The organism is Mesorhizobium sp. M1006 (genome assembly GCF_040318825.1).
Taxonomy (GTDB): domain Bacteria; phylum Pseudomonadota; class Alphaproteobacteria; order Rhizobiales; family Rhizobiaceae; genus Mesorhizobium.
The window spans coordinates 33,337-41,300 of the sequence record NZ_JAMYMZ010000046.1 but is presented as its reverse complement, the minus strand read 5'-3'; the positions used below and the strand labels follow the sequence as shown (position 1 = coordinate 41,300).

The 7,964-nt window shown below is 60.5% G+C and carries 12 protein-coding genes; 8 read left to right on the top strand and 4 right to left on the bottom strand.

What is annotated here, in order from left to right:
• Positions 1-83 precede the first annotated feature (83 nt).
• Together NKH60_RS28430 and NKH60_RS28425 are read right to left on the bottom strand one after the other, a co-directional pair.
• The gene (locus tag NKH60_RS28430; RefSeq protein ID WP_352874207.1) at positions 84-857 is read right to left on the bottom strand and encodes an HpcH/HpaI aldolase family protein; all 774 of its coding nucleotides are present in this window, start codon (positions 855-857) and stop codon (positions 84-86) included.
• Between the two features lie 120 nt (positions 858-977).
• Positions 978-1,298 (bottom strand): DUF1476 domain-containing protein, encoded by a 321-nt coding sequence (locus NKH60_RS28425; RefSeq protein WP_254817651.1) that lies wholly within the window; start codon positions 1,296-1,298, stop codon positions 978-980.
• 270 nt (positions 1,299-1,568) lie between these two features.
• Here NKH60_RS28425 and purC point away from each other — a divergent pair, with 270 nt between their 5' ends.
• The 3 genes from purC to NKH60_RS28410 are packed head-to-tail and all read left to right on the top strand — an operon-like array spanning position 1,569 to position 2,883.
• Positions 1,569-2,363: a phosphoribosylaminoimidazolesuccinocarboxamide synthase gene (purC, locus tag NKH60_RS28420; RefSeq protein ID WP_023674725.1), complete on the top strand. Its 795-nt coding sequence runs from the start codon at positions 1,569-1,571 to the stop codon at positions 2,361-2,363.
• A gap of 40 nt (positions 2,364-2,403) precedes the next feature.
• Positions 2,404-2,646 (top strand): phosphoribosylformylglycinamidine synthase subunit PurS, encoded by a 243-nt coding sequence (gene purS / locus NKH60_RS28415; protein ID WP_352766801.1) that lies wholly within the window; start codon positions 2,404-2,406, stop codon positions 2,644-2,646.
• Between the two features lie 18 nt (positions 2,647-2,664).
• Entirely contained in the window at positions 2,665-2,883 is a 219-nt protein-coding gene (locus tag NKH60_RS28410) for a hypothetical protein (protein ID WP_352766803.1), read from the top strand.
• Here NKH60_RS28410 and NKH60_RS28405 read toward each other — a convergent pair.
• On the bottom strand, positions 2,869-3,615 hold the full coding sequence (locus NKH60_RS28405) for a hypothetical protein (protein ID WP_352766805.1): 747 nt from the start codon (positions 3,613-3,615) through the stop codon (positions 2,869-2,871). The genes NKH60_RS28410 and NKH60_RS28405 overlap by 15 nt on opposite strands.
• A 119-nt stretch (positions 3,616-3,734) precedes the next feature.
• Here NKH60_RS28405 and purQ point away from each other — a divergent pair, with 119 nt between their 5' ends.
• The 4 genes from purQ to NKH60_RS28385 are packed head-to-tail and all read left to right on the top strand — an operon-like array spanning position 3,735 to position 6,159.
• Positions 3,735-4,403 carry a phosphoribosylformylglycinamidine synthase subunit PurQ gene (gene purQ, locus NKH60_RS28400; protein WP_352836305.1) on the top strand — a complete coding sequence of 223 codons (669 nt, stop codon included), beginning with the start codon at positions 3,735-3,737 and terminating at the stop codon, positions 4,401-4,403.
• A gap of 31 nt (positions 4,404-4,434) precedes the next feature.
• The gene (locus NKH60_RS28395) at positions 4,435-5,100 is read left to right on the top strand and encodes a glutathione S-transferase family protein (RefSeq protein WP_352836307.1); all 666 of its coding nucleotides are present in this window, start codon (positions 4,435-4,437) and stop codon (positions 5,098-5,100) included.
• A gap of 2 nt (positions 5,101-5,102) precedes the next feature.
• Complete coding sequence (locus NKH60_RS28390; RefSeq protein WP_352836309.1) at positions 5,103-5,513, top strand: hypothetical protein; 411 nt, start codon at positions 5,103-5,105, stop codon at positions 5,511-5,513.
• Between the two features lie 4 nt (positions 5,514-5,517).
• On the top strand, positions 5,518-6,159 hold the full coding sequence (locus NKH60_RS28385; protein WP_352836312.1) for a Pr6Pr family membrane protein: 642 nt from the start codon (positions 5,518-5,520) through the stop codon (positions 6,157-6,159).
• Between the two features lie 26 nt (positions 6,160-6,185).
• Here the strand turns inward: NKH60_RS28385 and NKH60_RS28380 are convergent, their stop codons facing one another.
• Positions 6,186-6,431 carry a DUF1127 domain-containing protein gene (locus NKH60_RS28380; protein ID WP_352449398.1) on the bottom strand — a complete coding sequence of 82 codons (246 nt, stop codon included), beginning with the start codon at positions 6,429-6,431 and terminating at the stop codon, positions 6,186-6,188.
• Between the two features lie 93 nt (positions 6,432-6,524).
• Between NKH60_RS28380 and NKH60_RS28375 the strand changes: the two genes are divergently transcribed.
• Complete coding sequence (locus NKH60_RS28375) at positions 6,525-7,937, top strand: aminotransferase-like domain-containing protein (RefSeq protein WP_352836315.1); 1,413 nt, start codon at positions 6,525-6,527, stop codon at positions 7,935-7,937.
• The last annotated feature ends 27 nt before the right edge of the window (positions 7,938-7,964 follow it).

Below are 7,964 nucleotides of genomic sequence, written 5' to 3'. Positions count from 1 at the left end.
CGAAAGCTCATCATCCTCGCAAACGCACTACTCAGGGACAATCGGACCTGGACACCATCTCTCCCTTGACCAACACGGATACTCTAGGAAGCGATCGAATCCCTGACGCTGCTCAGCAGGGTCTTTGCCCCAAGCGAAATCAGCGAATGCTCGGAACCCAACGCCAGCAGCCGGTAGCCCATCGACACCACGCGACCGGCAACGGCCGGTTCCATCACATAGATCGCCGCATGCTTGCCGGCCTTGCGGGTGCGCTCGGCGATTGAGGCGACGGTCTCCATCATGCTCTCCAGCGTCGAACTGACGGTGGTCCCCTTCGACCAGGCGATCGAGAAATCCGACGGGCCGAGGAAGATCCCGTCGATACCCGGCGTGTCGAGAATGCCGTCGAGTGCATCAAGCGCGGCGCGCGTTTCGACCATGGCGAACGCCATGGTGCGCTGGTTGCTGTCGCGCAGCCAGTCGGCATAATCGCCCTTGCCATGGCGCGGAAAAGCATAGGTGGGACCCCAGGAGCGCTCGCCGAGCGGCGGGTATTTCATGGCGGCGGCAAACAGCTTTGCGTCCCCCACTGAATTCACCATCGGCGCAATCACAGCCTCGGCGCCGAAGTCGAGCGCGCGGCTGGCCATGTCGAAGCGGCCGACCGGGATGCGCACCAAAGCCGGCTTGTTGGCGGCCAGCACCGGCACAAGCCCGCGCAGCACGCTGTCCTCGTGATGGCCCCCATGCTGCATGTCGAGCGTAACCGCGTCGAACCCTTGCCTGGCCAGTATCTCGACCGTCAAGGCATCCGGCACGCCGGACCATGCGGTGAACAGCGTCTCGTCGACCGCAAGGCGTGACTTCAGGGACATTGGCGATTTCCTCTTTGCTTGCAGCAATTCAGCCGGAAATGACCGCAAAGGCAAAGAAAAACCGCGCGGTTAGGCCGGGCGGTCGATTGGTCCAGCATTCGATCGGTACCGGCTGAAAAATCAGGTGTTCTTGATCTGCTCGATCGCCTGCGCCATCAATTCATCCATGGTGCGGCGGATCTGATGGTCCGACTGGTCGATGCCCGCCGCATCGAAATCCTTGCGTATCTTGCGGAAAACGTCGTGATCGCCGGCTTCCTCGATGTCGCTGACGACTACTTCCCTGGCATAAGCGTCGGCATCGGTGCCGGATTTGCCGAGCTTTTCGGCAGCCCACAGGCCGAGCGCTCTGTTGCGGCGTGCCGCAGCCTTGAACCGAAGTTCCTCGTCGAATGCGAATTTGCGCTCAAAGCCCTCTTCGCGGTCTTTCATGCTGCTCATGGCATCCCTCCGTGAAATCCGATTCGTTGTGCCAATATGTGTTGCCGGAGCACAAACCAAAAGGGCGCAGGCCGGTCAATATGCTACATTGCTTGCTGCGCTGCGGCATTTCGGTGCCCGAAAGCGGTTGATTGAAAGGATTTGCCGATTGAGCAAACAGTGCGATTGGGATAGACACCGGCATTGAACCCCACCGTCGCCATCTTATTTTAGGCAGACGGACAGGAACTGGTCGCTTGCCGCCTGCCCGCAAATCCAGAGAAAAATCAGATGAAAAATCGCCGCCGCATTTATGAAGGCAAGGCCAAGATCCTTTATGAGGGACCGGAGCCTGGCACGCTGATCCAGTTCTTCAAGGACGACGCTACCGCTTTCAACAAGAAGAAGCATGAAATCGTCGATGGCAAAGGCGTGCTCAACAACCGCATTTCCGAGCACATCTTCAACCACCTCAACCGGATGGGCATTCCGACCCACTTCATCCGCCGGCTCAACATGCGCGAGCAGTTGATCAAGGAAGTCGAGATCATCCCGCTCGAAGTGGTGGTGCGCAACGTCGCCGCCGGCTCGCTGGCCAAGCGCCTGGGCATCGAGGAAGGCACCGTGCTGCCGCGCTCGATCATCGAATTCTATTACAAGGCCGATGCACTCGACGATCCGATGGTATCGGAAGAGCACATCACCGCCTTCGGCTGGGCGAGCCCACAGGAGATCGACGATGTCATGGCACTGGCCATTCGCGTCAACGACTTCCTTTCCGGCCTGTTCATGGGCGTCGGCATCCAGCTCGTCGATTTCAAAATCGAATGCGGCCGCCTGTTCGAAGGCGATATGATGCGCATCGTCGTTGCCGATGAGATCTCGCCGGATTCCTGCCGGCTGTGGGACGTGGCGACACAGGATAAGCTCGACAAGGATCGTTTCCGCCGTGACATGGGTGGGCTGGTCGAAGCCTATCAGGAAGTTGCCCGCCGCCTCGGCATCATGAACGAGAACGAGCCGCCGCGCCCGGCCGGACCGGTGCTCGTCGCATCGACCGACGGCGTCAAAGGCAAGCCACATTGATGGCTTGCCAGCTCAACAGGTGAACAGGAGCATGTCCAGCGTGATCAAGGCCCGCATTACCGTAACCCTCAAGAACGGCGTGCTCGACCCACAAGGCAAGGCAATCGAGCATGCGCTGTCCGGAATGGGTTTCGGCGGCGTCGGCCAGGTGCGGCAAGGCAAGGTTTTTGATATCGAGCTTGCCGAGGGCGATAAGGCCAAGGCCGAGGCGGATCTGAAAGCCATGTGCGACAAGCTTCTGGCGAATACGGTGATTGAGAATTATAGTGTGGCCATTACCTGAGGTTGTCCCGGAGGGTAGATGACCGAGATCGATGGAAGCCTGATTTTTGAAGTCCTCAAATCCATTCAGTCGCGGCTGGACAGGATGGATTTGACACTTGGCGAAGTAAAGTCCGAGTTGGGTTCGATCCGTGGTCATCTCATCGCCACCGAGGGCGATGTGAAGAACATTTACGGTGTGCTGGCGCGGCAGGACGATCGCCTTGGGCATAGCGAACGCCGCTTAGAGCGCGCCTAAAACGAGAGCCAGTTTGTACAGCCCGTGAATTCCTGCGGCCAAAAAGAGGCCCGCCACTACCACTGCCGATAACTTCCATCGTCGAGCCTGGGTTGGCCGCCTCACACCGCCGTATTTAGCATGAATGTCCAGTATTTCGGCATGCAGCCCCGAGTCAGTTGGCAAATCGTTATGGTTTCGACGGAGAGCTATCGCTCGAAAGCACAGAATATCCATCATAATAAGCATCCAAGACCCAAAACCAAGCCAGATGCTCATCACGTAAATGCGAATAAAATTAGTATTGTGACTCTGTAGGCATGCGTCAGCTATGCTCAATCGCCGCCCGAAAAATCTGCGGCCTGTTGAACTTAGCCAAAACCCGTCGTCGTTCATCGCCATTGCCAGCAAGATGAGAATGAACGCAGATGTCCCAAGCAGAAGCTTGAGATATCCGGCCCTGTTCGCAGCGTCTCGAACACAAACCACGGCAAGGCACGCCATGAGGCCCAGAAGCACCAGGCAGATCGTCAATGCATAGGAAATCTGCGCCATGATCAGATTGGCAAAAGACGAGGAGCACCGCCCGAGATCGACTTTCAGAGAAAGCGCTTTCGAAAACGCCGTCGCAAAGGTTGCGTCAGCTTGAGAAAAGAACGCATAGATAAATGCGGAAACAAGCAGGACAATCGCACCGGAGACCCCGGCGGCCCAGTGTCGGTCTTCGAATTTCAGTTCCCAGCCGCTCTTCAAATGCGTTCGCCCGGTTTGCCGTCGTTAAATAGCCCAAAAGCCTTAACTGCCGCTTGACCCGTGAATACGCCGCCGATACGCCAAACTTGGATATGCCTCGTGATTCAATTGGACACGCCATGAAATCAGCCGTCGTCCTGCTCCCCGGCCTCAATCGCGACCGCGACATGATCGCGGCGCTGACCAAGATTTCCGGCACGCCGCCGGTCACCGTCTGGCAGACCGACACCGACATTCCCGATGTCGACCTGATCGCCATTCCCGGCGGCTTTTCTTTTGGCGATTATCTGCGCTGCGGCGCCATTGCCGCGCGCATGCCAGTAATGCGGGCTGTGGCCGAAAAGGCGGCCAAGGGCGTCACGGTCATCGGCGTCTGCAACGGCTTCCAGATCCTGGTCGAGGCCGGCCTGCTGCCGGGCGCATTGATGCGCAATACCTCGCTGAAATTCGTCTGCCGTCAGGTGAAGCTGCAGATCGCCAACGCCAACACGATGTTCACCCGCCGCTATCAGCCGGGCCAGATCATCCGCGCGCCGGTGGCGCACCATGACGGCAATTATTTTGCCGATGCCGAAACGCTGGCCCGCCTCGAAGGCGAAGGCCAGGTGGTGTTCCGCTATGCCGTAGGCACCAATCCCAACGGCTCGATCAACGACATTGCCGGTATCGTCAACGGCCGCGGCAATGTGCTCGGCCTGATGCCGCATCCCGAGAACCTGATCGAAGCGGCGCATGGCGGCAGCGACGGCCGGGCGCTGTTCGAAAGCGCGCTGGGCATCGCCGCTTGATGCCTTCAATTTTCCTCCTGGAGCGACGGTCATGAAACTCTATTCGCGGCCGTTGTCGCCCTATTCGTCGATCGTGCGGGCGTTGGCCTACATCAAGAACGTGCCGCTCAAGCTCATTGTACCGCCGCCGGGGTTTCCCATCCCCGAGGCATTTCGTGCCATCTCGCCGCTCAACAGGATTCCGGTGCTGATCACCGGTTCCGGCGAAACGATCGTCGAATCGGTAGTCATTGCCGAATATCTGGAGGAGCGTTTCCCCGAGCCGGCGCTGCTGCCCAAGGATACGAAAGACCGGGCGTTGGTGCGCATGTTCGCCCGCATCACCGACCTCGACGTGCTCGCCCCGACCATGAAGCTGTTCGAACTCTATTTCGTGCCGCAGCGCAACGAGGCGGAGATCAAGGCACAGTTCGCCCAATTGCATCACGGGCTTGCGGCAATCGAGGCCCGCATGGCGCATGGCCCGTTCGCGCTCGGCGACGACATCTCCTTCGCCGATGCCTGGCTGACGCCGACCCGCTTCGTCTTCAACAATTTCAGGGCGACGATCGGCCGCCCCGATTTGCTTGACGCCTATCCGAAATTCGATGCCTACGAGCAGATTGCCTTGCAGCATCCGGCGCTGTCGCGCGTCTGGGGTGAGATGACAGACGGTCTGAAGGTGTTTCTGTCCGAACTCGAGATGGGCGCCGCTTGAACATGAGACCGACGACCACGCGCCTCGCCGTCGCTACTGCCGCCGGGCTTGTACTCGCCTCATGCCAGTCAGGCCCGAAGAGCACGCCGGCGCCGGCGGGCAAGAGCGCGTCACTGCTTGCCATGGAACAGGTGGCAATCGCTGCCCACAAATGCTGGATCGCCAGCAAGGACCCTGCCTTCAAATCTTACCAGATGGCCAACGAACTGAATTCGTTTGGCGGCACGCCCCGCTTCCTGCTGGTGCCGGCCAAGCATTATGGCGGAAAGCCGCTGCTGGTCGTGCAGGCGCAAGGCAATTCGAGCCGCGTCGACGTGTTCGGCCCATTGATGGCGGAACCGCTCGGCGCGCGCATTGGCTCGGACATTGCCCGCTGGCAGGCGGGTAATCCGGCCTGCGGCGCTGCTGCCTAGCCCAATGGGTCGCGTGCTGCAGATCATCGGTCTGGTCGTCGGCCTGGCCGGGCTCGTCCTGCAGCTCTGCATCACCGTCCCGGCATCAATGGAAGCCGGCCGCGGCTTTGCCGGCTCGCTGGTCTTCTATTTCAGCTTCTTCACCATCCTGACCAACATCGGCGCGGTGCTCGTCCTTGCCTCGTTGCTGTCGTCGACGGGTTATGCATGGTTTCCGGCCTTTGCCGCGCCACGGATGCGGGCGGGCGTAGCCGTCGCCATAACGCTGGTCCTCATCGTTTATGCAACGGTCCTGGCGCAGCTTTGGCAGCCGCAAGGGCTGTTCCTGCTCTGCGATGTGCTCCTGCACTATGTGACGCCGGTGTTGTTCGTGCTGTGGTGGCTTGTGGCAGGCGCCGACGGCTCGACGCGGTGGCGCGACATCTCCTGGTGGATGATCTATCCGATCGCCTATCTGGCCTACGCGCTGCTGCGGGCGCCGATTGCCGGTGAAGTGCCCTACCCGTTCCTCGATCTCGCCAAGAACGGCGCGACCAGCGTCGCCGTCTCGGCTCTGGCCATCACCGGGCTCTTTCTGATGCTGTGCATTGTGGCGGTGCTTGTGGACCACGGTGTCACGCGGATCAGGGCGGCGGGCGTCCGCTAACGCGCGATAGCGCCCCGTCGAACTCCTCAGTCCCAGAACGGCCTCAGACCTTCACGATGGGCATCGCAGCGTGAAATGCCGATATCCTTGAGCTGGGCGTCGGTCATCTCGAGCAGGACCAGCCGACTGCGGCGGCGATCCAGCAGGCTGTCGATCCATCGGACGAATGACGTGACCACTTGCACGAGCCCGCGAACATAGGATCTCCGGCCCGACGAGCGGCTTCCGGTCAATTCAACTGCCGCGTAGCGGATTGTCTCTATTGTACCCATTTTCTTTCTGCCAAGATTGCAATTGTGCCTTTTCGTACGGCCCGCTCCATATGTATTGACTCTCATTTCGGTGCAATGTAAAAAATTGTCACCATGACAACTTGGCTTCCAGACCTGACCGCCCGCACCGGCCCGCTCTATCAGCGGCTTGCTGATTCCATCGAGACGGACATCGACCGCGGCCTGATCGGTGCAGGGGCAAAGCTGCCGCCGCAGCGCGATCTGGCATACGACATCGGCACGACCGTCGGCACGGTTGGCAGGGCCTATCAATTGCTGCGCGAGCGGGGACTGGTCAGCGGCGAGGTCGGCCGCGGAACCTATGTTCTCGCTCAACAGTCGGAGAGCGCAAAGCCGGATTTCCTGGGGCCGGTCGAACAAGGCACGCGCTATATGGATGCGCCCGGCGACAAGCTGCGCTTCGATAGCACCGCCGCACCGGATGTCGGCCAGGGTGCCATCGTCGCCGATGTGTTGACACGCACGGCGCAAGACCATCCGCATGAGATTTCAAGCTATACTCGTGATTTCCCGGACCGCTGGTTCGAAGCCGGCAGGCGCTGGCTGTCGCGCAATTCCTATCGCCCGGCGACGGATGCAATCGTTCCCACGCTCGGCACCCACGTCGCCGTGATGGCAACCATTGCGGGGCTCACCGCCCCCGGCGACTATGTCGTCTTCGAGCACCTCACCTATTCGCAGATCTCGCGCAGTGCCGGCCTGATCGGTCGCCGGACCGCACTGGTGGCGACTGACGACGAGGGCATCGATCCCCAGGATTTCGAGCGCGTCTGCGCACAAAGGCACCCGAAGATGATGTTTTTGATGCCGACGGCCAAGAACCCGACGCTGACAACGCTGTCGGCATCGCGCCGCGAGGCAATCGCGCATGTCGCCCGTCAATATAACGTCGTCCTGATCGAGGACGATCTCTATGGCGGACTGACCGATGACCCAACGCCTTTAATGGCCGAATATGCTCCCGAACGGACCATCGTTGCCGGCGGCCTGTCGAAATCGGTTGCGGCGGGTGTTCGCGGCGGCTGGCTCGCTTGCCCGCCGGCCTATCGTCACCGCATCCGGGTTGCCCACAAGATGATGACGGGCGGCCTGCCCTTTCTGCTGGCGGAGGTGGGCAGCCGGCTGGTGCTGTCCGGTCAGGCCGCTGAGGTGCGCAAGCGCAGCATTGCCGAGATCGGTGCGCGCATCGCGATCGTGCGCGAGACACTCGACGGCTTCGATTTCAAGGCGCTGGATAACGTGCCATTCGTCTGGCTCACTTTGCCGGACCCATGGCTTTCCGGCACTTTCAAGCAGGCCTGCCTCGAACATGGCGTGCTCATCGACGACGAGGACGAGTTCAAGGCAGGGCGTTCCGAACAGGCCTTTCACGGCGTACGGTTTGGCATCTCGCAACCGCGACAGCGGGACGATATCGCGCACGGCGTCGCGGTAATCCGGCGGCTTCTGGACGAAGGCCGCGCCGGCTACGACAGCTTTTCCTGAACCGGCTTGAAACCGGCGGGTCGAGTG